Genomic DNA, 21,875 nt, shown 5'->3' with positions numbered 1-21,875 from the left:
GGTCGAACCCGATGGGTGTGCCTCGCCACCTCCGCAGGCGCCAGCGAGAAGCGCCGAGAGGAGCAGGCCGGGAGAGTACTTCATGGTGCGACAAGCATACCGTGCCCCAGCCGACAGGGGCACGCGGGTTCGCGGAGCTCGCGTCGGGGCGCGAGCGTCGTGCGAGGCGGATCGCCGGGGAGGACGGTGTTCCCGCGCCGGCCAGCGGGTGGGAGGCCACATGATGGGCTGGAATATCCGATGGATACGCTTCGAGCGCGCTTCTCGCCGTGTCCTGGCCTGCTTGTTCGTGGCGGGGCTCGAGGGTCGGCTGCGGCACGCCATCTCTTGATTCTCGAGAACGCGTTTGCTCCTCTTGGCCCCTCCACTCGAACGATGCCTCCGCGCGGCCCACACGTCTCGGCGCCGAGCCACAGCGCTGCTGCCGGCTCCTTCCTGTCGATTCTCGTCTTTTCCGACGAGCTCGCGCCCGGCGCAGCGAGCCGCCTCCGCGCCGAGGTGCTCGCCGGCGTCCCGCTGGACGGCGTTGACGCCCGAGGCCCGGCCGAGAAGCTCCCCGAGCTCCTGAGGGCCGCCGTCGAGCTGACCCGCGTCGACGATTTCGGGCTTCGCCTTGCGAAGGCGGCGGACCCGCGCCGCTTCGGGGTCGTCACCTATGCTGCTTCCACGAGCCCGACGCTTCGCGCCGCGTACGAGCGGACCGCTCGCTACCTCGTGCTCTGGAACGAAGGAGTTCGCCTCGAGCTCGAGCGCGATCGCGCGGCGCGCCTCACGTCGATCGTGCTCCGGCCCCAGGGGAAAACGGCCATGGCCGCTCCGGAAGGCCGTCGCCAGCTCGCGGAGCTGGGCAGCGCGACGATGCTGTTGCTCGGCCGCTCCTTCACCGGCGCGCCGATCTCCCCGGTGCGCGTCGAGCTCGCGTCCTCGGCCCCGGCCGACGTGCGGCCTCACCAGCGCCTGTTCGCCGCGCCGATCGCCTGGAATGCGCCCGTGCCGCGGCTGATCTTCGATGACGCCGTGCTCGATCAGCCGCTTCCGCAGCACGACGCCGTGCTCCAGGAGCTCGTCTCCCGCTCTGCAGAGGCGCTCCTCGCCGCCCTGGCGACACGGGAGACCTGGTGCGCGAGGACGCGGGAGGTGATCGCCGCCCTCCTGCGCGACGGCTCGCCCGACGTCGCCCGCGTCGCGAAGTCGCTGGGGACGAGCCGGCGCACGCTCCAGCGCAGGCTCACGGGCGAGGGCCAGACCTTCGAGTCGGTGCTCGATCAGGTCCGGTACGAGATGGCGGCGGGCTTCCTCGCCGACGAGCAGCGATCGATCGCCGACGTCGCGTGGCTCGTCGGGTTCCGCGAGCTCAGCGCCTTTTACCGGGCGTTCCGGCGCTGGAGCGGCCGCACGCCGGCCGAGTACCGCGCTTCGCTGGCGCCAGGCGCCACGACACAGCCGCGTCCCGACAAGGCGCCGGCGCGCCGGGTTCCCTAGAGCGCCGAGCCCGCGCGCGGGCTCGATCCCCGGCAGCGCGCGGCCTCTGGCGAGATCGCAGGACACCGTGCGCTTGGCGTCGCGTGCCACCTTTCTGGCACGTCCGGACAATGTGCGCCGTCGAGCGAGGCGCTAGGGTCGAGTCATCGAAGCCGCCACGCTGCGCCCCAGCGGGACGATCCGCGCGCGCGCCGCTTCGACAAGAGCCTTACCACAAGCGGTTCCGGCGAGCGCGCTCGCCGCAACCCTCCAGGGAGCCCCCATGGCAACGCACAGCCTCACCCTTCCCGGCCACGGCCAACTCGATGTCACCGTCGACGCGTACGGCGCCGGACACCCGTTCCTGCTCCTGCACGGCGGCGCCGGTCCCCAGTCCGTGTCCGGCTTCGCCAGGACCCTTGCCGAACGCAATCACGCCCGGGTGATCGTTCCCACCCATCCCGGCTTCGACGGGACCCACCGCCCGCAATGGCTGACCACAATCGCTGGCCTCGCCCAGCTCTACCGCGCCCTGCTCGATCAGCTCGATCTCGTCGATGTCACCGTGATCGGCAGCTCCATCGGCGGCTGGATCGCCGCCGAGCTCGCCCTCCTGCAGAGCCAGCGCATCAGCAGCACCCTCCTCGTCGACGCGGTCGGCATCGAGGTCGCCGGCCAGCCCGTCGCCGACATCTTCTCTCTCACCCTGACCGAGCTGGCCGAGCGCAGCTACCACGACCCCGAATCGTTCCGCATCGACCCGGCCAGCCTCAGCGACGCCCAGCGCGCCGCCATGGCCGCCAACCGGGCCACCCTGCGCACCTACGGCGGCACCATGACCGATCCGACCCTGCGCCCACGGCTGGCCGCCATCTCCCAGCCCACGCTCGTCCTCTGGGGCGACAGCGACGGCATCTGCACCCCCGACTATGGCCGCGCCTACGCCGCCGCCATCCCCGGCGCCCGCTTTGCGTTGCTCCCCAACGCCGGTCACCTCCCCCAGATCGAAGCCCCCGAACCCCTCCGCAAGCTCGTCTGGGACTTCGCCGAACTCCACGCCACCCACCGACCCGCCGCTCGCTGACCGAAGGTCACGCCCGCGTTCATCCAAGGTGCCCGGGAACGGCGCTGTCGGGCGCCGGCCGGGCTCCTGAGATTCCTGCGGTCCGTGGAAGGTGGAAGACGCTTGCCGCATCGCCCCGGCTACACAGCGGCGAGCCCGGTAGCGCCCTGGGGCAAGCGGCCTACCGGCGGGCCCAGCGAGGTCAGCGCGCCGCTCGGCTCGATCCGGTAGCCGTGGACGACGGCCGGGCCCGCCCCTGTGAAGGGCGGCACGCTGAACCCGTCAGGGCTCAGCACGTAGAGGAAATCGTCGCCCATGCTCACGGCGCAATCGAGGGCCAGCCCGCTCGTGAACGCCGCCTGCTCCGTCGCGCTCAGCGGCCCCACCGGCGTCAGGCTGCCGCTCCTGTCGACGCGGAGGGCGGTGACAGAGCGAGAGCCCGCCGACGTGACGAACGCGAACGTCGAGGGGCCGGCGGTCGCGGTCGCCACCCAGCACGCCGCGGTCGTGAAGATGCGCTGCTCCGCGATGAGCCGCATTTCCCCGGTGGGGGCGACGCTGTAGCGCGAGACCGAGCTGTCGCCGGTCAGCGACAGGTTCGAGAGGATGACGTGGCCGCGCCGATCGAACGTGAAGCCGAACGGCGCCTGGCCGGCCTTCACCACGTCCTGCCGGCGGACCGGCCCGGGCATCCCGTGGTCATCGACGGTGACGGTCTCGAGGCTCCCCATCGGCTCGCCGTCCCCGCGGCTCGCGATCACCAGGACATCGCCCGTCCGGTTGAACGCGATGGTGGCGATACCGGAGCCGCTCAGCGAGCGCGAGGCGCCGGCGAGCATCGTCAGCTCTCCCGTGTGGCCGACGCGGTATCCCTGGATGCTCTTGCTGTCCGCGTTCGCGACGTAGAGCACGCCCTCGTGGAGCGCGAGGGAGACCGGGCGCGCGCCGTTCGAGGAGACGAGGCCGACCCGCTGGAGCTCCCCGCCTCGGCGGACGACGAACGAGGAGATCGTGTCGCTCCCTGCATTGACGGCAAAGAGCATGCGCCCGTCCCGGCTGACGACCAGGGCGCTCTGGGACTCGAGGATCGGGAAGCCGAGCGGAGGGTTCGGGGCGTGGCCGTTCCCGCCCGTCGGGTAGGAGGCCCCCGGGGAGAGCGTGCCGTCGCCCGCCCGGTGGAACACCTGGATGGCATTCGGGGTCGCGTTCGTCATCACGTAGACCGCGCGTCGATCGTCCTTGGCGTCGTTATGCATGATTCGATTCCTCGAGTTGAGCGTGGATGGATGCGGTGGAATGGGCCCGTGAGGCTCAGAGCACGCCGATGCCGGCCGGGCTCCCGCCGGGGCCGAAGCGCTCCTCAGGCGCCCTGTCGCCGTCGACGGTCCTGGGGAGCCCGCCGTATTCGCCGATCTTGGTGAGGCCGCCGTCGTCCTCGATCCGCCAGGCGCCCACCTTCCCGGAGCCCGGCAGGACGTCGTAGAGGAACCTGCCATCGGGGCTGATGCCGAGATCGAGCGGCGTCGAGCCCTGCTGGCTCGCGCCAGCGGTGCCCGCGCGCTCGTCGCTGAGGCCGGCCTGCTCGTCGAGCACGGTCAGGCTGCCGTCGTCGCCGATACGGAAGCTCGAGAGGGTGCCCGAGGTGTAATTCGCGGTGAACGCGAACTCCCCGTTGTTCTCGAGCCAGCACGGATCGAGCTGGCTCACCTTCGCGTTCCGCGTGATCGGCGTGAGCGTGCCGTCCGCATTGATCTGAAACGATCCGGCCGCGCCGGCGAGGTCATCGCCGCCCACGAACATGGCCGTGAGCAGGTGCCCGGCCGCGTCGAACGAGAACCCGAACGGACCGTCGTTGTCGAGCTCGGTCTGCGTGAACGTCTGCGCGAGCTGGCCGTCATCGAGCACGTCGAACACGAGCACCCGGCTCGGGCCGGTCGGGGTCACGCCGCCGATCAGGCCCGCGGCGGGCCCGTCCTTGATCGTGACGACGAGCTGCCTCCCATCCGGCGTGAAGGACGCCTGGGCCGGGTTGAACAGCGTGTCCGGCGGGCTGGCCTGGTTCGCGGAGAGCAGCCGGGTCGAGCCGGGGATCGGCGTGAGCTTCCCCTTGTCGCTCAGGCGGAAGCCGGTGACGCTCCCCTCGCCGGCGCCGTTCAGCGCGTAGACGAGATCGCCGTGCTGGGTCACGCTGTTCGGGAAGCCCGGCCCGGCGCCATCGCTGGTGGGCTGGACGTCGGTGACCTCGAGGGTGTCCTTTCCGACGCGGAGCACGGAGAGCGTGTCGCTGCCGGCGTTCGTCACGAGGAGGAATGCCCGGTCCTGACTGAGCACCATCGAATGGGACGAGCCGAGACCATCGCCGGCGAAGCGCGCCGAGGGCCCGGACCCCTGGCCGCCGGTGTCGACGTGATCGGCGAGCTCGAGCGATCCATCGGCAAACCTGCGGTACACGGTGACCTGGTTGGCAGGTTCGCCGGCGTCGTGCGTGTTGTTGTGGTTCGTCCCCACGAACACGAATCCGACGGCGCTCTGGCCGTCCGCGGGGCTCTCGGGTTCACCCCCGCAGGCGCTCAGACAGACCGACGCGAGGGATACGAGCAACAGGGCGCCAATTGATTTTCTCATAGCTGCCTCTCCATTCTCTGATGGTTTGCGCTGTCCGCGCTGCGCCACGCGAGCATCGCGGCCGTCGTGCGGCGTCCACGGGCGAGCCCGTGTCCGGATACGGCTGCATGCTTCGGTGTTCGGCGCACCGCCCCGCTCATGTCGAGCGGTGCCCAGTCCTACGGCGAAGGCGCCGAGCGGTTTCTGGGCGAGCTCAATCTTTCAGATCGAGGCGGCCACGGGGGCGGAATGTGGGAGCGGAAACGAAGGACGTCGATGAAAGCCGCCGGACTACATGTCCTGGACGACCGCGGACTTCTGCTTCAGCGCGCGGGCATCGCGCAGCGGCGAGTTGCCGAACATGCGCGAATACTCGCGGCTGAACTGCGAGGCGCTCGTGTAGCCGACCTGGAACGCCGAGACCTCGGCGCCCGCGCCCTCTTCGACCATCAGGCGGCGCGCCTCGAGCAGGCGCAGGCGCTTCTGATACTGCAGCGGGCTCATCGCGGTGGCCTCCTTGAACCGCTTGAAGAACGCCGCCCGGCTCATCCCTGCGGCGCGCGCGAGCGCGGCGATGTCGACGTCCTCGTCGAGCGACGCCTGCAGGTGATAGACCGCCTCGGCGATGCGGTGCGCCTGGCTGCCCGCGCGCACGAGCTGCCGGATCGCCGGGCCGTCGGGGCCTTTCAGCAGGTGAAAGGTCAGCTCCTTCCTCACGAGCGGCGCGAGCACGGCCGCGTCGTCGGGCGTCGCGAGCAGCGCGCCCAGCCGGACAGCGGCGTCGAGCATACGGTCGCTCGCCTTGCCGACGAAGATCGCGCGCCCCGGGTTCTCGAGGCCTTCCGGCCGCGCGCGGTCGAGCTGCGCCGCGATCTCGCGCAGCAGGGCCGCGTCGAAGTCCATCTTCAGGCCCAGGAGCGGCTGCGCCGGCGACACGCCCATCACCCGGCTCGTCACCGGCAGGTCGATGGGGCTGACGATGTAGTGAGGCTCCCGCTCGCGAAAGATCTGCCGCTCGAGCAGGATCTCCTTCGTGCCCTGCACGACGATACAGAACGACGCGCGCCAGTGCCGCTTCGCGCGTTGCTGCGGGCGCGAGACTTTGATGCAAGAAATCCCGGGCACCGACGAGGCGTGCACGCCGTCGCTGGGGCACCAGCGCGAGATGAGGTTCTTCAGCTCGTCGCTCCCGGGGATCACGGTGGCAGCCTAGCCCCGCGTAGACGATCGGGCAAGAACTGGAGACGGCCGTGTATTTCGCGGTTGCCGCGGCGGTGCCATGGTGCATCGCGAACCAAGGAGAGGTTTCCTATGCGCATCTTCCTCACGGGAGCCAGCGGCTTCATCGGATCTTCCATCGTCCCCGAGCTCGCCCGCGCCGGCCACCGCGTGGTCGGTCTCGCGCGCTCGGACGCGTCCGCCGAGAGGCTCGCCGCCGCCGGCGTCGACGTGCACCGCGGCTCGCTCACGGATCTCGATAGCCTGCGCCGCGGCGCCGCCGCCTGCGACGGGGTGATCCACTGCGCGTTCTCGCACGACGACTTCACCGACTACGCCGGTAACTGCGAGAAGGACCGCGGCGCGATCGAGGCGCTCGGCGGCGCGCTCGCCGGCTCCGGGCGCCCGCTCGTCATCGCCTCCGGCATCGCGCGCTTCGCGCCGGGCCGGGTCGCCAGCGAGGACGAGGCGCCCGACGCGTCGGCCGGCGGCCTGCGGGCCGCCTCCGAGCAGCTCGCCCTCTCGTTCGCAAGCCGCGGCGTGCGCGTGTCCTCGCTGCGGCTGCCGCCATCGGTCCACGATGACGGCGACCACGGGTTCGTCCCGATGCTGATCGAGATCGCGCGCAAGACCGGGCGCTCCGGGTACGTCGGTGGCGGCGAGAACCGGTGGCCCGCGGTGCATCGGCTCGACGCCGCGCGGCTGTTCGTCCTCGCGCTCGAGAAGGCGCCGGCCGGCGCGCGACTCCACGCGATCGGCGACGAGGGCATCCCGACCCGCGACATCGCCGGCGTGATCGGCCGCAAGCTCGGCGTGCCTGTCGAATCGGTCCCCAAGGAGCACTTCGGCTGGCTCGGCGGGTTCTTCGCGCTCGACACCCCCGCGTCGAGCGCGCTCACGCAGGCGCGGTTCGGCTGGAAGCCCGAGAAGGCGGGGCTGCTCGCCGACCTCGAGCACGGCACCTACTTCGCGCGCGCATCCACCTGATGCTTCGTTACATGCTGCGGCGCTTCCCCGAGCTCTCCGCTCGTCGCCGGCACCGCCCACGATTTCTCCATTCCGACCGTGGCTAGCTGGAACAGCTCGTCACTCGCTCCAGGCTTGGCGCGCATCTTGATGATGTAGGCTGCAGGCTGCAGGCTGCAGGCAGGCTGCTGCTCAGCATCGGTGGTCGGGAAGGCTCGTCCTCGCCGCTCGAGCGTGCACACGTCCGGCGATTCCAGATCGACGCCCCCGCACAGATGAAGCCGACAAGGATGGGATAGACGGCGCAGCGTTCGACGAGGCCGATGAGGACGTTGGCCCCCGAGCTGGCGACCGCGAGGAAGGCCACCATCGAGGCGAGCCCGAACACGCCGAGGGCCACCATGGCCCTCCCGGCTTTCGGGGTGACTCCGATCTGTTGGCGCTGGCGCCCAAGAAGGATCACGAGCACGTTGCCTCCGACGATTGACGCGAAGGCGCCCAGGCCGTGATAGTCGACGGCGCCGTCGGGCGGCTCTCCGGAACCGGGGTTGAACGCCAGCAAGACGCCGCCAAGCGCCACGAGGGCTCCCAGGATGAGCGCCGCCCAGCGGCGCCAGCTTCGCAGGCCCTTCAGCGCGGCGACACCGAGGAAGAACATGATCCCGAAGAGGAAGAACCCGGTGTTCATGACCCACGCGAGCGGCGAGTTCATGAATTGCCCAAGCGCCTCGAGGGGGCCACGGACTCCCAGGTTGCTGATGTAGTGATGCGTGTAGCTGTAGGGAGGATCCGTCCATGCCGCGGCGGCGATGAACTCGGCGAGGAAGAAGGTCACTGCCCCGGCGACGAGCACCGCGCCGGCGGGGCGACGTTGCATCATCTGGCTCGCCTCGGGCGCGGGCCTCGCGGGCTCCCTTCGTTCGGAGCTGGAAGTGGGGTTGTTCTCGGTCATGGTCGGGTCCTCTCGGTTGTCGGGCGCGAGGCTCAGCGAAACAGAGGCGGGTCGATGGCCTCCGAACAGCCTGCGCCGTCGCGCTCAAGACCACCAGGACATTGATCGCAACGGTTTCAGACCCTATAGGTCTGAAACCATGGAGCTACGCCACCTGCGGTACTTCATCGCCGTCGCGGAAGCGGAGCACTTCGGAAGGGCGGCCGAGCAGCTTCACGTCTCGCAGTCGCCCTTGAGCCGGCAGATCGCTCAGCTCGAAGAGGAGATCGGCGTCGAGCTCTTCGTGCCCTCGGGACGCGGGGTGAAGCTGTCCGCCGCCGGCCGGAGCTTCCTCGAAGGTGCGCGCGCGACCCTGGCTCGCGCCACGCTCGCTGTCGAGGACGCCCGCGCGACGGCGCAGGGCCGTATCGGGACGGTCGTGGTCGGATTCGACGGCGCCCTGGCCGACACCCTCCTGCTGCCGGAGATCGTGCAGACGTTCCGCGCGCGTCATCCGCGCGTCGAGGTACGCCTTCGGCCGCTGCCGAGCGAGGAGCAGGTCGCCGCGCTGCGCGATGGCAAGATCTCCGTCGGGTACGGGTATCATTCGCCGGAAGACGACCCGCTCTTCCGCTTCCGCGTGCTGTATCGCGAGCGCGTCGGCGTCGTGATGTCGAGGAGCCATCGCCTCGCTGCACGGCGCTCACTGAGGGTCGCGGACCTGAAGCAAGAGCGCTTTCTCTGGCCTCCGCGCAAGGAGGGCCCGCGCCTCCACGACGACATCATCGCCGCCTTCCGAGCGCGTGATCCGACGCTCGATCTCGCCCACGAGGAGGTCAGCAGCGATGTGATCCTCCTGCTCGTGGCGAGCGGCGAAGGTCTCAGCTTGTTTCCCGAGAGCGCCGCGTCGACGCTCCTTGCCGGAGCGGTGTTCAAGCGGGTTCGGGACCTCAACGTCGTCATCCTTGGCCGCGCGGTGTGGCGCGCCATGGACGACGAGGACCCGCTCGTGCGGTCACTCCTCGAGATCACGAATTCGGTTCATGGATCCTCACGGTAGGCGTGCGCCATCGCGCGCACCGGTCGTCCGTGGCTCTACGGAATCGGCAGGGCAACCCTCGACTTACAGCGCCCTGCGCGAGACACCTGCACTCCCGTTCAGATCGTTGCAGGTGCAACACCCTTCTTCGATGAAATGTATGCGTCTCCACCAGGGCCAATGTACTTATGCGCCGAAATGTATCGCATAAGAACGGGATCGAGATGAGCAGATCCGTCGTCAAGAATCGCGCCATTTTGGGATCGTAGATCCTGCCTTCAGGTTCACGAGCCCGAGCTCGTCGTCGCTCTCGTACCCGGTGAGCCCCTGCGTCGTCTCGCTGGAGAACGACGCAGGCGGGCGCTCCCCGGCGCGGCGCGCTGGCCGGGGCCAAGGCCCCCGCTTCCTCGTCCGGATCATCGTACCCGGCACGAGTGCCGCGCAACGCAGCCTCCTCGGTCGTCATCTCGGGTAACGGGTGGGCCCCTCTCGGCTTGCTCCCGGCATTCCCGTGGCGTCCTCATCCAAACGGCGAAACCTCCTCATCTCGCGCGGCCGGGTCCAGGCGACGGCCCTCGTCTTCCTGCTCGGGTTCTTCGTGCTCGGCCTGTTCGCCTACCGCACCTACGCGGCACAGCCACCCCATCCCCGCCCGGGTGGTCGACCCTGCGGGGCGCATTCTGTTCACGGGCGACGACGTGCTCACGGGTCAGGAGCTGTTGTGACGAGGTCGCTCGCCAGGGGCCTGGCCGCGTTCGCCCGAGGCGGTCGTCGCGCCTAGATCGGCTGTTTCAGGCGCGGTGGCGGGCGTTCTCCGAGAAGGGACATGCTTCATAGAGAGGAGGTCACACGATGACCGAGAGTCTGAAGAAACCGAAGGCAGGCAAAGGGCAGCCCGAGATGGACGAGGCCGGGCGCTTCCATTCATTGCTCGTCCCCGTCGATCTGACGGCCATCTCGGACCGCGTGCTCGGCCGCGTCGCACGTCTGCCTCTGGCCGACCGAGCTCGCGTCACGCTGCTTCACGTCGTTCCCGGCAACCTCCCCGCCAGGGCCCAAGAGCGCGCCGAGCGGGATGCCAGAAAATCACTCGTGAGCGAGGCGCGGCATCTCGCGAGCGCGCTACCCGAGCGCGTCGACGTCGAACCGGTGGTGAAGGTCGGCAGCTCGGCCGCGGAGATCGCAGGCTGCGCGACCGCGACGAGGGCCGAGCTCATCGTCATGGGTCGCGGCGGCAGCCGCGCGCTCCGGGACATCTTTCTCGGCTCGACCGCGGAGCGTGTCATCCGCCGCGGGCAGCTCCCGGTCCTGGCGGTTCGGCTGGCTCCTCGCGCGGCGTACAGCCGGCCCGCGGTCGCCCTCGATCTCGAGCAAGGATCCACAGATGTGCTCGCTCTGATGCTCCGGTTGATTCCGCCCCCGCGGCCGCGTGTCATGGTGATCCATGCGTTCGACACTCCCTATCGCGGAGTCATCTATCCCAGCCTCTCGGAGGCGGACGCAGAGGCATGGCGCAACAAGCTCGGGCAAACAGCTACACAGCAGATCGTGAAGCTGCTCGCTGCCTCGCTTGCGCGGGCAAAGGTGCGGCCCGCGGAGGCGCCGCCCTGGAAGATGCATGTTCGATGCGGCTCCCCGCGGCTCGTGATCGAGAAGGCAGTCAAGAAGGCTGACAGCGACATCCTGGTGCTCGGCACCCACGGCTATTCCGGGGTCGCTCACGCCTTCCTCGGAACGGTCGCTGGAGACGTGCTGCGCGAGGTCGCCGGCGACGTGCTGATCGTGCCTGCTCGGCCACGCGCCGAGGAGCCCGAATGAGGCTGCATCCTGCTGTTCACCCCTGAGCCTCACCGCCTAGCCCCAGCAAGCCGCAAGCTCGGACCGTGCCCGCGTCGGCAGGAGCGCGGTGAGCACGCTCCCGAGAAATGGCAAGAGGAGCAGGACGACCACCGGTATGGCGCGCGAGTGTACTTGCCGACCGCGCCGGTTTCAGCCCAAAGGTGGGAAGAGTCGCGGCGTTCGCGACGCCGGTCGGAGATGCGGCTAGAGCATTTCCTCGGCGGCGGCGAGCTGCGCGCGGTCGATGATGCCCACGAGCGGCCCGGCGTCCCGCGCCACGATGTCGGTCAGGTAGAGCTCGCCCTGCGCGTTGTCCGTCGTCGGCCCGGCCAGCGCGCTCAACGAACGCGCAGCGGGTGAGGTACACGCCGGGGTCGATCTCGGCGATCGCGCGGCGAATGACGGGGGCGGGCCGTGTGCCCAGCTACGCGGCGTCGTAGGCGAACGCCATCGGAGCGGATCACCGGGGTAACCGGGGTCCTTTTGTGCGTCGCACGCGGAGAGAGAGGGAGAACCAAGGAGACGCTCGAACAATTCCTTGTGATGTTCCTCCGGGAGAACAAGCGGTCTCGATGGAACAACCGATCGGTAGAATGGTCATCAATCAGAGAGGGGGCACTGCTCGTAGCAGCGCCAGACCTCCGTGTTGCGGTCCGTGCCGCCGGCGAAAGACGCCTTGATCTCGTCGCAGGGCGCGTCGAGCACGCACGACGCGCGACACTCCTCGTGTTCGGAGCAGCCGACGAGGTCGTCCTCGAGCTCGAGGTCGTCGACCCCGCACGCCTCGGCGTGCTCGACGGCATCCGCGCATGTCCCCGTTTTGCAGCCGGCCGCGAGGAGCGCGGTCGCAACGAAAATTGACGCCATGAAATAGCTCTTGCGCATGGTCCTGCTCTGCAGCTCGCAACGTGTGGATGGAGGAGAGCCGGCCGGCCCATACAGCGCGGCGCCCCGGAAGCGGCCCGCCGTTGTCGCTGGCCCCTTCGCCCCAGGAAGAACGTGGGGGAGCCAGTTTGGGCACGGGCCGATGTCGATTTTTGGGTTCGAGTCTTGCTGGAATCCGGCGGAGGTTGAACCCGGGGGATCGGCCCGCTCGGATGGGAAATCGGCGACGCTCCCCCCGGCAGCTTCGAGCCGACAAACGAAGCTGCACCCCGCCCTAGATACGGTCGAGCGCCGTCATTGCGTCGTTGGGCAGCTCGAGATCTGCGGCCGCGAGGTTCTCGCGCAGGTGCTCGACGCTCGACGTCCCGGGGATGAGAAGGATATTCGGCGAGCGCCGCAGGAGCCACGCGAGCGCGACCTGCATCGGCGTCGCGCCGAGCCGACGCGCGACGTCGGACAGCGTCGAGGACTGGAGCGGCGAGAAGCCGCCTAGCGGGAAGAACGGCACGTACGCGATGCCCGCCGCGGCGAGGCTGTCGATCAGCGCGTCGTCCTGCCGGTGCGCGAGGTTGTACAGGTTCTGCACGCACACGATCTCGGCCATCGCGCGCCCCTCTTCCACCTGCTTCGCGGTCACGTTGCTGAGACCGATGTGGCGGACCTTGCCCTCGCGCTGCAGCTTCATGAGCGCGGAGAGCGGCGCCTCGATCGAGCCTTCCGCGGGTCCCTGCGCGTCGAACAGGATGCGCAGGTTCACGACGTCGAGCGCGTCGACGCCGAGATTCCGGAGGTTGTCATGGACCGCGCTCGTGATGTCCTCGGCGGCGAACGCCGGCTCCCAGGATCCCTGTGGACCGCGTTTCGCGCCGACCTTCGTGGCGATCACCAGATCCTTCGGATACGGGTGCAGCGCCTCGCGGATGATCTGATTCGTGACGTGCGGCCCGTACACGTCGCTCGTGTCGATGTGATCGACGCCGCTCTTCACCGCCTCGCGCAGCACGGCGAGCGCCGCATCACGGTCTCTCGGCGGCCCGAACACGCCCGGCCCGGCGAGCTGCATGGCTCCGTACCCGAAGCGCTTCACCGTGCGACTGCCCATCTTGAACGTCCCGACCTTGGCTAGATACGTCATGGCTGTCGACCGTAGGCCACGACGGGGTGTATGATAAGGGCCTGGAATCAGCACGGCCCGTACGGAAAGGCGAACAATGACAGTGGATCTCGACGACGTCCGGGTCTTCGCCGCGGTGGCGCGCGCCGGCGGCTTCCGCGAGGCGAGCCGCACGGGCCGCACGAGCGCGTCGAGCGCGAGCGAGGCGGTGCGCCGGCTGGAGGGCGAGCTCGGCGTCCGGCTTCTTCATCGGACGACCCGCAGCGTCGCGCCGACCGAGGCCGGCGCGCGGCTCCTCGAGCGGCTCGGTCCTGCGCTCGCCGAGATCGCAGCGGCGCTCGACGTCGTGAAGAGCTCGAGCGAAAAGCCGGCCGGCACGCTTCGGTTGAACGTCCCCGTCGTCGCCGCGCGGCTCGTGCTCCCACGGATCTTGCCGCCGTTCCTCGCCGCATATCCCGATATCCGCGTCGAGGTGACGGCGGACGACACGCTCGTCGACATCCTCGCCGCGGGCTGCGACGCAGGCATTCGTTACGAAGAGACGCTCGAGAAAGACATGATCGCGGTCCCGATCGGCCAGCGCGAGCAGCGCCTGGCGCTCGCGGCGTCGGGCGCCTACCTCGAGCGGCACGGGCGCCCGACCCATCCGCGCAAGCTCCTCGATCACGCATGCCTGCGCGGCCGCTTCCCGAACGGCGCGCTGTGCCCGTGGGAATTCGAGCGCGACGGCGAGGTCGTGAAGGTCGACCCGACCGGCCCGCTCGTCGGCAGCCTCGGGAGCGCGACGGACCTCCTCGTGGACGCAGCGATCGCGGGCACCGGTCTCATCTACTGGTTCGAGGACTGGCTGCACCCGCACCTCGAGAGCGGCGCCTTGAAGCCGGTCCTGGAGCGCTGGTGGTCGCGTTTCTCGGGCCCCATTCTTTATTATCCGAGCCGCCGCCACATGCCCGCGGCGCTTCGCGCGTTCGTGGACTTCATCCGCGCGGGCGGCAAGTAGTCATCGTGGGAGCATGGGAGAGAAGCGCTCGACGAACGACGTGGGCAAGACGTTGATTCTACCACGCGACGCGCGCCGCTTCGGCCTGCGCCGCCGTTCCGGGCCGAAGTGGACTCGGGGCTCGATTGTGCCTACGCGGAGGCTCGCGACAATCAGGGGAGCGGGCCGTAGGAGAGCAGGCCGACCTTCGGGGTCTTCATCGACAGCAGCGTGATGAGCCCGAAGTTGGTGAGGAGGGCGTGCTTCTCCGAGCCCAACGTCGCGAGCGCGACGCTCGCGGGCCCGTCGAGCAAGCCGCCCGTGGCGAGCACGGCCGCTTTGCCGTCTGTCCCGACCCGGACGAGCGCGTTGCCCCCGTTGCCCGCGACAAGGATGCTCCCGTCGGCGTCCACGGTGATGCCGTCGGCGCCCTGGAGCGGCAGGCATGTCGCCGGATCCGACGTGGAGAACTCGACCGCGACGTCCGGTGTCCCGTCGGCCTTGATCGGGATCTTGATGAGCGCCGCCTTGTCCGTATTGGCCACGTAGAAGGCGCTGTGCGAAAGCGCGAGGCCGTTGGCGCCGAACGGGATGCCGAGGACCGTCTTGCAGGGGTTCGTCGCGGCGATGTCCCCCTTGAGCAAAGGATCGGTGAGCCAGTTGGTCACCGTCTTGCCATCGGGGCTTATCTTGAAGATCGCGCCCAGGGCCGAGTCCGTGACGAAGAGGTTGCCATCCTTGTCGAAGACGAGCCCATTGGGCAGGTTCATGGCCGCGTCGGCGGCGAACGCCGTGGTCACCGGACCGCCCGCCGCCGGGATTTTGTAGATGCCGGGCGCGTACGACGCCGGGTCGAGCGACGCGGCGGCCACGTAGAGATCGCCGGCCGCAGACTGGGTGATGCCGGTGACGAAGCCCGTGTTCGCGGGCGGCGCCGGCACGGTGGCGAAGGCAGACACCTTGTTGTCGGCGAGCGAGACGGCGACGATCTCGCCGGTCAGGGCATAGCTCATATACGCCGTCTTGCTGTCGGCGGTGACCAAGAGCCCCTCGGGGAGCTGGGACTTCGCTGCATCGAGCTCGGTGAGAAAATTGAGCTCTGGCGTCGAGACGCTGTTGCCGCCGCCACTGTCGCTGCTGCTGCTGCTTGTGGTGTTGTCTCCACCGCACGCGACGAGAGATGCGCCGAGCCCCAGCGCCGTCAGGAGGATCGAGCGGGAGAGTACCATGGTCGATTTCATGAGAGCTCCTTCGATAACATGTATTTACTATCAGGGCGGCTGCCGCCCCTGGGTGGGACGTGAAGGACCGTGAAAGGTCGTGCCCGCGCGAACGAGCTTCTGCCCTTGCGCCGCGAGGTCTCGCCGGTGCCCGCGACAGGCGGTAGCGCCGCGCGCTGCGGACGGCCTGAAGATGAAGCGGCTTTCGTCGTTGCGGTAGAGTCCTCCGCCGGTTAAACTGTTCTGCTCCCAGGACAATGCTGACCACCTCCCTGGACGATCTCCTCTCGATGGCGATCTTTGCGCGCGTGGTGGAGCGCAAGTCCTTCACGGGCGCGGCGAGCGTGCTCGGGCTCTCGAAGTCGGTCGTCAGCGCGCGGCTCGCGGCGCTCGAGGAGCGGCTCGGCGTACGGCTGCTCCACCGCTCGACGCGGCGCCTCGCGCTCACCGAGGAGGGCCTACGGCTCTACGAGAGCTGCGAGCGTATCCTCACGGCCGCCGACGAGGCCGCGTCCGCGATGCATGGCGTGAGCCGGGTCCCCGAGGGGCTCTTGCGCGTGTCGGCGCCCATCTCGTTCGGCATACTGAAGATCGCGCCCTTGCTAGGCGACTTCGCAGCGCGCTTCCCGAAGGTGCGCCTCGAGCTCTCCCTCTCCGACAGCCTCGTGGATGTCGTCGGCGGGGGCTTCGACGTCGTGGTGCGTTTTGCGCGGCAGCTCGATGAGGCGCGTGTCGCGCGCAAGATCGGGTCTTACCGTCGTATGGTCTATGCCTCGCCCGGCTACCTCGCGCGTCACGGCGCGCCGCAGGTGCCCGGCGATCTCGTCCGGCACAACTGCATCCGTCTCTCGGGGCAGTCGAGCGAGTGGGTCTTCGAAACCGGCGCGGAGATGCTCGCCGTGCCGGTCAGGGGCAATCTGGTCGTGGATAATGTGGTCGTGCTCAGGCAAGCGCTCGTGGACGGGCTCGGCCTCGCGATGCTGCCGTACTTCGCCGTAGCAGAGGATCTGGCAGCCGGTCGGCTCCAGCCTGTGCTCTTGAGCCATGTCGGGCAAGAGATCTCGATCTTCGTCGTCTTCCCTCACCACCTCCACCAGCCCACCAAGGTGCGCGCGTTTGTGGAGCTCCTCGTCGAGCGCCTGGGGAACGAGGCAGGAGCGGGCGCCGCGCCGGGGAGAAGGAAATCCAAAGCAGCTCAGGCATGACCCGTTGAGACGGCGGCCTCCGGCGCGATCCACCAGGCCGAACGGAGACCGCCCCGCTCTGGCGGCCAGCCGTCGCTGCAGGTACGAGGCTTGCTCCGAGGCTCATCATGAAAAAGCAGCAGAAGAATCAGCCGACACCAGCGACGAGCCAGCAGGAGCAGGCGGACCCGGCGGGGAAGGGAGAAGCGAGGGAGTCTTCGCCGGAGGCCGAGCTCGCCGGAGGCGCTGCCAAGGGGGCGCTCGCCGGAGGCCTCCTCGGAGGCGCCAGCGGCGCGGCCGTGGGCGGCGCGATCGGCCTGATCGGCGGCGCGCTGGGCGAGGACGAGAAATCCGGCTGGTGACCGGCATCAGCCGCCCGCGTCGGTCGCCGGCGGCGACGCGCATGCCTTTTCGCCCCACCCCGGGCCGTCGATGAGGCGAGCCACCACGATGCAGCTCACGAGCTGCCGGCGAGGTCGCGGAGGTAGAGCACGCTTGTTCCGCCACGTCGGTCGGAGCGAGCCGGCGGCGCGTGCGCCCGTCGAAGCTCGGCCGAGGCCCTCGGGGATCGGTTCCTGCTCAACTTCGCCCTGACGATGCGCGGCTGGGCGGGGCTCTTGCTCGGACGCGCGGGGCAGGCCAAGGAGGACTTTGCTCGCGCCGACGCGCTCGCGGCCGAGCTCGACGTCACGTGGCTCCGCGAGGACGCCGCGTGCGGCCGGAGCCTGGTCGAGCTCCTCCATCGCGAGCTCGAGACCGCGGTGCGCGCGGCGCGCGGCGTGCTCTCGTCCGATACGCGCCTTGCGCTGCCGGTGTTCGAGGCGCTGCCGAACGAGATCCTCGGCGCCGAGGCGTTCTTGTTGGGGCGGTTTCGTGAGGCGGTCTCGTATTTCGAGCGCGCTCGCACCCACTATGCGGCACACCACCTGAACCGCGCCTGGGGCACGTTGGCCAAGCTCTTCCACAGCGAGGCGCTCCTCTGCCTCGCCGATGAGGAGGGGGCCCCGCGACGCGGGAGCTCCTGGAGCATCAGCGCCGCGACGTCCGCCTGGCCAGGCGGCTGAGCCGCCTCCACGTCTTCCGCGGCTGTGGACTCTTGATGACCGGCGTCTACAGCGCTCGCCGCGGCGACGCGAGTGCGGCCCGCGCGCTCTTCGCGCGCGCCCTCGCCGAGCGCGGCACGGCGCGCGAGACCTCGTATATCGAGCTGTGGTTCAAGGTCCGGATCGCCATCGAGCTCCTGCGCCTCGGCGAGCCGAGGGCGTCGGTGGCCGCCACGCTCGACGACGCGGAGGAGGCCTATCGCGCCCTCGGACTAGACGGGGTAGGCACATGGCTGGCTCGCATGCGCCAGGCTCTCCGGGTCTGATGGCTATCGCCGATTTCGAGAGGATTCGAATCAGCTGCCCTCGCACCACCGGTCCCGGCCCTCGCGGCCGAGCTCCAGGCGCTCCGAACGCCCCCTTCCACCGCTCAGCGCGGCGTGCTGCTCGCCGCCGGCACCGCCGTCCGCTGCCCCGCACCCGAGCGCGCGCCGCCCTTGATGCGCGCCTCCGTCACGACCTCGTCCCACTGCGCATCGTAACCGTCGAAGTGGACCCGGTAGGAGCCGGGGGCGACGACGCTGGTGATGATGGCGGGCTTGTACGAGCCCTTCCACTCGACCTCGATGCGGTCGCCGACCTTCCGCGCTCCGCCCTCGCCCGAGGCGCGCTGCTCCTCTTCGCGCAGGCGCCGGGCGCTCCCCTCGTGCAGGCATTGCTCGCGGTGGCAGGCGAGGCCCGAGGCGCAGTCGTCGTCGGCGCGGCACGGAGACCCGAGCGGCGCCTTCTTTCCGCAGGCGGCGAGCGCCCCAGGCACGGCGGCCACGATCACGAGCGCTCTCAGGAAGGTAATGGCTCGAACGCGCACGACACGGCATCCCAGCAGAGCGGCCGCGGCCCGACAACAGGGATCGCAGCGCCCGCGAGCGGTGACCGGCACCCCGCCGCCGCCGGCACGCCCCCGCCCCTGCCGCCAGGTGTACGCCCTCCCCGGGCCGCCGTCTGCTATGGTCGCCCCCGCTGTGCGTCTGCTCGCCGCCCTCGCGCCCGTGGCCCTGCTCGTCGCGGCGCCGCCGCTCCTGGGTTGCGGCGGCGGCCACGCGAAGGACGCGGGCGTGTGCGCAGGCGCGGGCGTCTGCGGCGCCGGCTACTGCGTCGCCGGGCGCTGCCGGCCGGCGAGCGCCCTCCCCGCGCCCCTCGACGCGCGCCGCGTGCTGCTCCCGCCCGAGGACCTCGCCGTCCTCGTCGAGGACGACGCCGCGGCCACGCCGGGCGTCCCCGACGCCGTCGCGCTCGGGCGCGCCGGGGCCGGCGATGTCGTCCTGCTGCTCCGGTTCGCGCCGACCTTCGGCGTCGGCGCCGACATCGCGAGCGCCTTCGTCGTGCTGGAGCCGGCCCCGATGGCGCCCCCCGCCGAGCGCGCCCTCACGCTCGAGGTCGCGCGCATCCTCGAGCCGTGGCGCTCCGAGACGGCGACGTGGGGCCGGCAGCCGCGCCTGTCGATCCCGGAAGCCGCCGCCATCGCGCGGCCCCGACCGGCGACGCCGCTGCGGATCGACGTCACCTCGCTCGTGCGCGACTGGGCCAGGCGGCGCAAGGACGACCACGGCATCGCCATCCTCGCGCCGGGGAGCGACGCCGTCGGGGCCGCCTACTCGATGGGCATCTCCCAGGGCGTCGGCCCCCGCCTCGAGGTGTACGTACGGTGAGCAACGGCCAGGACGACGAGGACGACGACCTCGGCGCGCGGAACTCGCTCCCGCTTCCCCTGATCCGCCACGACCTCGGCGAGAGGAGGCCGGCCGTGCCGAGCGCGCCCTCTCTGCCCAGCGCTCCGACCACGCCCGACGCCCCGAGCGGGGGAGCTCTTCCCGCGCCCACCACGCCGCCCGCAGGCCCTCTTCCCTCGCCCACCGCGCCGAACGCGGGCGCTCTCCCCGCGCCCAGCGCCTCCGCCATCCCACGCGGCGCCCTCGCGCGCGGCCTGCTCGACGACGACGAGCCCGCCGTCACCCAGCGCTCGACGGCGAGCGGGCGCCCCTCCGTGCTCCCCCGCACCGCGCCGCCCCTCTCGCCCGAGGAGGCCCCGCCGCCCACGCTGCTCCGGGTGAGCGACCTGCGCGTGTCGTTCGCCGCCGACGGCCGCGTCACGCGCGCCCTCGACCGCGTCTCGTTCACGGTACCGCGCGGGCGCACCGTGGCGCTCGTCGGCGAGTCGGGCTGCGGCAAGACCGTGACCGCGCTCAGCATCCTGCGGCTCCTGCCCGCGCCCTACGCGTCCATCGACGGCGGCTCGATCGAGCTCGACGGCCAGGACCTCCTCGCGCTGAGCGAGCGCGAGATGCGCGCCGTGCGCGGCGGGAAGATCGGCATGATCTTCCAGGAGCCGATGACCTCGCTGAACCCCGTGTACACGGTCAGCGCCCAGATCGCCGAGGCCATCCGGCTGCACCGGCCCATGTCCCGCGGCGACGCCCGGCTCTACGCCGTGAACCTCCTGCGCAAGGTCGGCTTCCCGGAGCCCGAGGTCCGCGCGAACAGCTACCCGCACGAGCTGTCCGGCGGGATGCGCCAGCGCGTCATGATCGCCATGGCCCTCGCGCCGGAGCCCTCGCTGCTCATCGCCGACGAGCCCACCACCGCGCTCGACACGACGACGCAGGCGCAGATCCTCGACCTCCTCGAGCGGCTCAAGGCAGAGACGTCGATGAGCCTCCTGCTCATCGCGCACGACCTCGCCGTCGTCGGCGAGCTCGCGGACGAGATCGTCGTCCTCTACGCCGGCGTCGTCGTCGAGCAAGGGCCGGCGCGCGACGTGCTCGCAGCGCCCTCGCACCCGTACACGCGCGCGCTCCTCAGGAGCATCCCGGCGCGCGGGCTCCGCCCGCACCGCGTGCGCGGCGAGCGCTCGCTCCGCCTGCCGACCATCCCGGGCGCGCTGCCCGATCTGCGCGATCCGCCGCGCGGCTGCCGCTTTCAGGACCGCTGCGACGCCGTGTTCGACCGCTGCCGCGTTGAGGCGCCGGACCTGTACGCCGTTCCGCCCGGCGCGGGGCACCACGCGGCGCGCTGCTTCCTCCTCACGGGCCCGGGGCGCGCGGGGAACGAGGGCGCCTCGTGACGCGCGACAGCGGCTCCCCGCCGCCCACCCAGCGCGACGAGCCCGGCGCCGCCGCGGCGCACGGGCAGACCATCGCCGCGGCGCACCCGCACCCTGCATCCGCGGCGCACCCGGAGGGCGCGGAGAGCGCGCCGGGCGAGCGGCCGCTCGTCCAGGCGGAGGGGCTCTCGAAGTTCTACCCGGTGCAGCGCGGCGCCTTCGCGAAGCCGTCGTTCGTGCAGGCCGTCGTCGAGGCGACCTTCCACGTCCACCGCGGCGAGACGCTCGGCCTCGTCGGCGAGTCGGGCTCCGGCAAGAGCACCCTCGGGCGCCTCGTGCTCCGGCTCATCGAGCCAACGGTCGGCCGCGTCCTCTTCGACGGCCACGACCTGAGCGCCCTGTCGAGCCGCGCGCTGAGGGCCATGCGCCGGCGGATGCAGATCATCTTCCAGGACCCCTACGGCTCGCTCAACCCGCGCATGACGCTGCGCGAGATCGTGGGCGAGGGCATCGTCATCCACCACCTCGCGAGGAGCCGCGACGAGGAGACCGCGATGGTCGAGGGCGCGCTCCAGAAGGTCGGCCTGCGGCCGGACATGATGGAGCGCTTCCCCCACGAGCTCTCCGGCGGCCAGCGGCAGCGCGTCGCGATCGCCCGCGCCCTCGCCGTGCGCCCGGACTTCATCGTCTGCGACGAGCCCGTGAGCGCGCTCGACCTCTCGGTGCAGGCCCAGATCGTCAACCTGCTGGAGGAGCTCCAGGACGAGCTGTCGCTCGGCCTGCTGTTCATCTCGCACGACCTCCGGGTCGTCGAGCACGTGAGCCACCGCGTCGCGGTGATGTACCTCGGCCGCATCGTGGAGATCGGCCCCACGCAGGGCGTCGCCGGCCGGCGGCACCACCCGTACACGCGCGCGCTGTTCGATGCGACGCCGTCGATCGAGCGGGGGAGCAAGGCGCGCCGCCTGCTGCCGGGCGCGCCCGGCAGCGCGATCAACCCGCCCGACGGCTGCGTGTTCCACCCGCGCTGCCGGAAGGCCGAAGAGGGCAAGTGCGATGTCGAGATCCCGCCGCTCGAGGAGCTCGTCCCCGGCAGCGGCCACCGCGTGGCGTGCTGGTACCCCGAGATCGAGTGACGGCGGCGCGCCGGCGTGTCGTGGGATGAGCCGGGCCGCCTCCGCGGCCCGCCGCGGTTGTCTCCTCGGGGCTCTTGGCCGCTGCGATCAGCG

The 21,875-nt window shown here is 70.6% G+C and carries 22 protein-coding genes; 13 read left to right on the top strand and 9 right to left on the bottom strand.

The genetic code is table 11. The annotated features are described in order from the left end of the window. The first annotated feature begins 375 nt into the window (after positions 1-375). Both WMF14_RS46325 and WMF14_RS46320 read left to right on the top strand, forming a co-directional pair. Entirely contained in the window at positions 376-1,482 is a 1,107-nt protein-coding gene (locus tag WMF14_RS46325; RefSeq protein ID WP_437797093.1) for an AraC family transcriptional regulator, read from the top strand. Positions 1,483-1,744: 262 nt separating this feature from the next. Beyond that, positions 1,745-2,545 carry an alpha/beta fold hydrolase gene (locus WMF14_RS46320; RefSeq protein ID WP_437797091.1) on the top strand — a complete coding sequence of 267 codons (801 nt, stop codon included), beginning with the start codon at positions 1,745-1,747 and terminating at the stop codon, positions 2,543-2,545. A 119-nt stretch (positions 2,546-2,664) separates the two neighbouring features. Here WMF14_RS46320 and WMF14_RS46315 read toward each other — a convergent pair whose 3' ends face one another. From WMF14_RS46315 to WMF14_RS46305, 3 genes are all read right to left on the bottom strand, one after another. Then, complete coding sequence (locus tag WMF14_RS46315; protein WP_437797089.1) at positions 2,665-3,780, bottom strand: lactonase family protein; 1,116 nt, start codon at positions 3,778-3,780, stop codon at positions 2,665-2,667. Positions 3,781-3,835: 55 nt separating this feature from the next. Then, positions 3,836-5,149, bottom strand: a complete 1,314-nt coding sequence (locus WMF14_RS46310) for a lactonase family protein (RefSeq protein ID WP_437797088.1) — start codon at positions 5,147-5,149, stop codon at positions 3,836-3,838. Positions 5,150-5,419: 270 nt separating this feature from the next. Continuing rightward, positions 5,420-6,328: an AraC family transcriptional regulator N-terminal domain-containing protein gene (locus tag WMF14_RS46305; protein WP_437797086.1), complete on the bottom strand. Its 909-nt coding sequence runs from the start codon at positions 6,326-6,328 to the stop codon at positions 5,420-5,422. A 111-nt stretch (positions 6,329-6,439) separates the two neighbouring features. Between WMF14_RS46305 and WMF14_RS46300 the strand changes: the two genes are divergently transcribed. Continuing rightward, positions 6,440-7,333: an SDR family oxidoreductase gene (locus tag WMF14_RS46300; protein ID WP_437797084.1), complete on the top strand. Its 894-nt coding sequence runs from the start codon at positions 6,440-6,442 to the stop codon at positions 7,331-7,333. Between the two features lie 82 nt (positions 7,334-7,415). Here WMF14_RS46300 and WMF14_RS46295 read toward each other — a convergent pair whose 3' ends face one another. After that, entirely contained in the window at positions 7,416-8,264 is an 849-nt protein-coding gene (locus tag WMF14_RS46295) for a DUF998 domain-containing protein (RefSeq protein WP_437797082.1), read from the bottom strand. A gap of 139 nt (positions 8,265-8,403) precedes the next feature. Here WMF14_RS46295 and WMF14_RS46290 point away from each other — a divergent pair, with 139 nt between their 5' ends. Both WMF14_RS46290 and WMF14_RS46285 read left to right on the top strand, forming a co-directional pair. Further along, on the top strand, positions 8,404-9,303 hold the full coding sequence (locus WMF14_RS46290) for a LysR family transcriptional regulator (RefSeq protein WP_437797080.1): 900 nt from the start codon (positions 8,404-8,406) through the stop codon (positions 9,301-9,303). Between the two features lie 831 nt (positions 9,304-10,134). Beyond that, on the top strand, positions 10,135-11,100 hold the full coding sequence (locus WMF14_RS46285) for a universal stress protein (protein ID WP_437797078.1): 966 nt from the start codon (positions 10,135-10,137) through the stop codon (positions 11,098-11,100). A gap of 225 nt (positions 11,101-11,325) precedes the next feature. Here WMF14_RS46285 and WMF14_RS46280 read toward each other — a convergent pair whose 3' ends face one another. The 3 genes from WMF14_RS46280 to WMF14_RS46270 form a co-directional block, all read right to left on the bottom strand. Next, entirely contained in the window at positions 11,326-11,463 is a 138-nt protein-coding gene (locus WMF14_RS46280; protein WP_437797076.1) for a hypothetical protein, read from the bottom strand. Between the two features lie 258 nt (positions 11,464-11,721). Then, entirely contained in the window at positions 11,722-12,006 is a 285-nt protein-coding gene (locus WMF14_RS46275) for a hypothetical protein (protein ID WP_437797075.1), read from the bottom strand. Positions 12,007-12,280: 274 nt separating this feature from the next. Further along, on the bottom strand, positions 12,281-13,141 hold the full coding sequence (locus tag WMF14_RS46270) for an aldo/keto reductase family oxidoreductase (protein ID WP_437797073.1): 861 nt from the start codon (positions 13,139-13,141) through the stop codon (positions 12,281-12,283). Between the two features lie 76 nt (positions 13,142-13,217). Between WMF14_RS46270 and WMF14_RS46265 the strand changes: the two genes are divergently transcribed. Next, on the top strand, positions 13,218-14,120 hold the full coding sequence (locus WMF14_RS46265; RefSeq protein WP_437797071.1) for a LysR substrate-binding domain-containing protein: 903 nt from the start codon (positions 13,218-13,220) through the stop codon (positions 14,118-14,120). Between the two features lie 152 nt (positions 14,121-14,272). On the opposite strand, the gene WMF14_RS46260 is transcribed toward WMF14_RS46265, so the two are convergent. Next, the gene (locus WMF14_RS46260) at positions 14,273-15,340 is read right to left on the bottom strand and encodes an SMP-30/gluconolactonase/LRE family protein (protein WP_437797069.1); all 1,068 of its coding nucleotides are present in this window, start codon (positions 15,338-15,340) and stop codon (positions 14,273-14,275) included. A 236-nt stretch (positions 15,341-15,576) separates the two neighbouring features. Between WMF14_RS46260 and WMF14_RS46255 the strand changes: the two genes are divergently transcribed. From WMF14_RS46255 to WMF14_RS46240, 4 genes are all read left to right on the top strand, one after another. Next, complete coding sequence (locus WMF14_RS46255) at positions 15,577-16,524, top strand: LysR family transcriptional regulator (RefSeq protein WP_437797067.1); 948 nt, start codon at positions 15,577-15,579, stop codon at positions 16,522-16,524. 107 nt (positions 16,525-16,631) lie between these two features. Further along, entirely contained in the window at positions 16,632-16,865 is a 234-nt protein-coding gene (locus tag WMF14_RS46250; protein WP_437797065.1) for a hypothetical protein, read from the top strand. 234 nt (positions 16,866-17,099) lie between these two features. Continuing rightward, positions 17,100-17,567 (top strand): hypothetical protein, encoded by a 468-nt coding sequence (locus WMF14_RS46245; RefSeq protein WP_437797063.1) that lies wholly within the window; start codon positions 17,100-17,102, stop codon positions 17,565-17,567. A gap of 35 nt (positions 17,568-17,602) precedes the next feature. Next, on the top strand, positions 17,603-17,872 hold the full coding sequence (locus tag WMF14_RS46240) for a hypothetical protein (RefSeq protein WP_437797062.1): 270 nt from the start codon (positions 17,603-17,605) through the stop codon (positions 17,870-17,872). A gap of 104 nt (positions 17,873-17,976) precedes the next feature. Here WMF14_RS46240 and WMF14_RS46235 read toward each other — a convergent pair whose 3' ends face one another. Continuing rightward, a complete protein-coding gene (locus tag WMF14_RS46235) occupies positions 17,977-18,414 on the bottom strand; it encodes a hypothetical protein (RefSeq protein ID WP_437797060.1) in 438 nt (145 codons plus the stop codon). 139 nt (positions 18,415-18,553) lie between these two features. Here WMF14_RS46235 and WMF14_RS46230 point away from each other — a divergent pair, with 139 nt between their 5' ends. Genes WMF14_RS46230 through WMF14_RS46220 form a run of 3 tightly spaced genes read left to right on the top strand, consistent with a single transcriptional unit; the run spans position 18,554 to position 21,782 of the window. Further along, positions 18,554-19,255, top strand: coding sequence for a DNRLRE domain-containing protein (locus WMF14_RS46230; protein ID WP_437797058.1), 702 nt, complete (start codon positions 18,554-18,556; stop codon positions 19,253-19,255). After that, positions 19,252-20,667, top strand: coding sequence for an oligopeptide/dipeptide ABC transporter ATP-binding protein (locus WMF14_RS46225; RefSeq protein WP_437797056.1), 1,416 nt, complete (start codon positions 19,252-19,254; stop codon positions 20,665-20,667). The genes WMF14_RS46230 and WMF14_RS46225 overlap by 4 nt, the downstream gene beginning before the upstream one ends. Then, positions 20,664-21,782, top strand: a complete 1,119-nt coding sequence (locus WMF14_RS46220; protein ID WP_437797054.1) for an ABC transporter ATP-binding protein — start codon at positions 20,664-20,666, stop codon at positions 21,780-21,782. The genes WMF14_RS46225 and WMF14_RS46220 overlap by 4 nt, the downstream gene beginning before the upstream one ends. Positions 21,783-21,875 lie beyond the last annotated feature (93 nt).

This window comes from Sorangium sp. So ce693 (assembly GCF_051521375.1).
GTDB classification, from domain to species: Bacteria; Myxococcota_A; Polyangia; order Polyangiales; family Polyangiaceae; genus Sorangium; species Sorangium atrum.
The sequence above is the reverse complement of the archived record's forward strand: the minus strand, read 5'-3'. Positions and strand labels throughout refer to the sequence as shown.

Excerpts from the sequence above, each read along its gene's own strand:
- WMF14_RS46325 (WP_437797093.1), top strand. The coding sequence starts at position 376 with ATGCCTCCGCGCGGCCCACACGTCTCGGCGCCGAGCCACAGCGCTGCT.
- WMF14_RS46320 (WP_437797091.1), top strand. The coding sequence starts at position 1,745 with ATGGCAACGCACAGCCTCACCCTTCCCGGCCACGGCCAACTCGATGTC.
- WMF14_RS46315 (WP_437797089.1), bottom strand. The coding sequence starts at position 3,780 with ATGCATAACGACGCCAAGGACGATCGACGCGCGGTCTACGTGATGACG.
- WMF14_RS46310 (WP_437797088.1), bottom strand. The coding sequence starts at position 5,149 with ATGAGAAAATCAATTGGCGCCCTGTTGCTCGTATCCCTCGCGTCGGTC.
- WMF14_RS46300 (WP_437797084.1), top strand. The coding sequence starts at position 6,440 with ATGCGCATCTTCCTCACGGGAGCCAGCGGCTTCATCGGATCTTCCATC.
- WMF14_RS46295 (WP_437797082.1), bottom strand. The coding sequence starts at position 8,264 with ATGACCGAGAACAACCCCACTTCCAGCTCCGAACGAAGGGAGCCCGCG.
- WMF14_RS46290 (WP_437797080.1), top strand. The coding sequence starts at position 8,404 with ATGGAGCTACGCCACCTGCGGTACTTCATCGCCGTCGCGGAAGCGGAG.
- WMF14_RS46285 (WP_437797078.1), top strand. The coding sequence starts at position 10,135 with ATGACCGAGAGTCTGAAGAAACCGAAGGCAGGCAAAGGGCAGCCCGAG.
- WMF14_RS46275 (WP_437797075.1), bottom strand. The coding sequence starts at position 12,006 with ATGCGCAAGAGCTATTTCATGGCGTCAATTTTCGTTGCGACCGCGCTC.
- WMF14_RS46270 (WP_437797073.1), bottom strand. The coding sequence starts at position 13,141 with ATGACGTATCTAGCCAAGGTCGGGACGTTCAAGATGGGCAGTCGCACG.
- WMF14_RS46265 (WP_437797071.1), top strand. The coding sequence starts at position 13,218 with ATGACAGTGGATCTCGACGACGTCCGGGTCTTCGCCGCGGTGGCGCGC.
- WMF14_RS46260 (WP_437797069.1), bottom strand. The coding sequence starts at position 15,340 with ATGAAATCGACCATGGTACTCTCCCGCTCGATCCTCCTGACGGCGCTG.
- WMF14_RS46255 (WP_437797067.1), top strand. The coding sequence starts at position 15,577 with ATGCTGACCACCTCCCTGGACGATCTCCTCTCGATGGCGATCTTTGCG.
- WMF14_RS46250 (WP_437797065.1), top strand. The coding sequence starts at position 16,632 with ATGAAAAAGCAGCAGAAGAATCAGCCGACACCAGCGACGAGCCAGCAG.
- WMF14_RS46245 (WP_437797063.1), top strand. The coding sequence starts at position 17,100 with ATGCGCGGCTGGGCGGGGCTCTTGCTCGGACGCGCGGGGCAGGCCAAG.
- WMF14_RS46240 (WP_437797062.1), top strand. The coding sequence starts at position 17,603 with ATGACCGGCGTCTACAGCGCTCGCCGCGGCGACGCGAGTGCGGCCCGC.
- WMF14_RS46230 (WP_437797058.1), top strand. The coding sequence starts at position 18,554 with ATGGTCGCCCCCGCTGTGCGTCTGCTCGCCGCCCTCGCGCCCGTGGCC.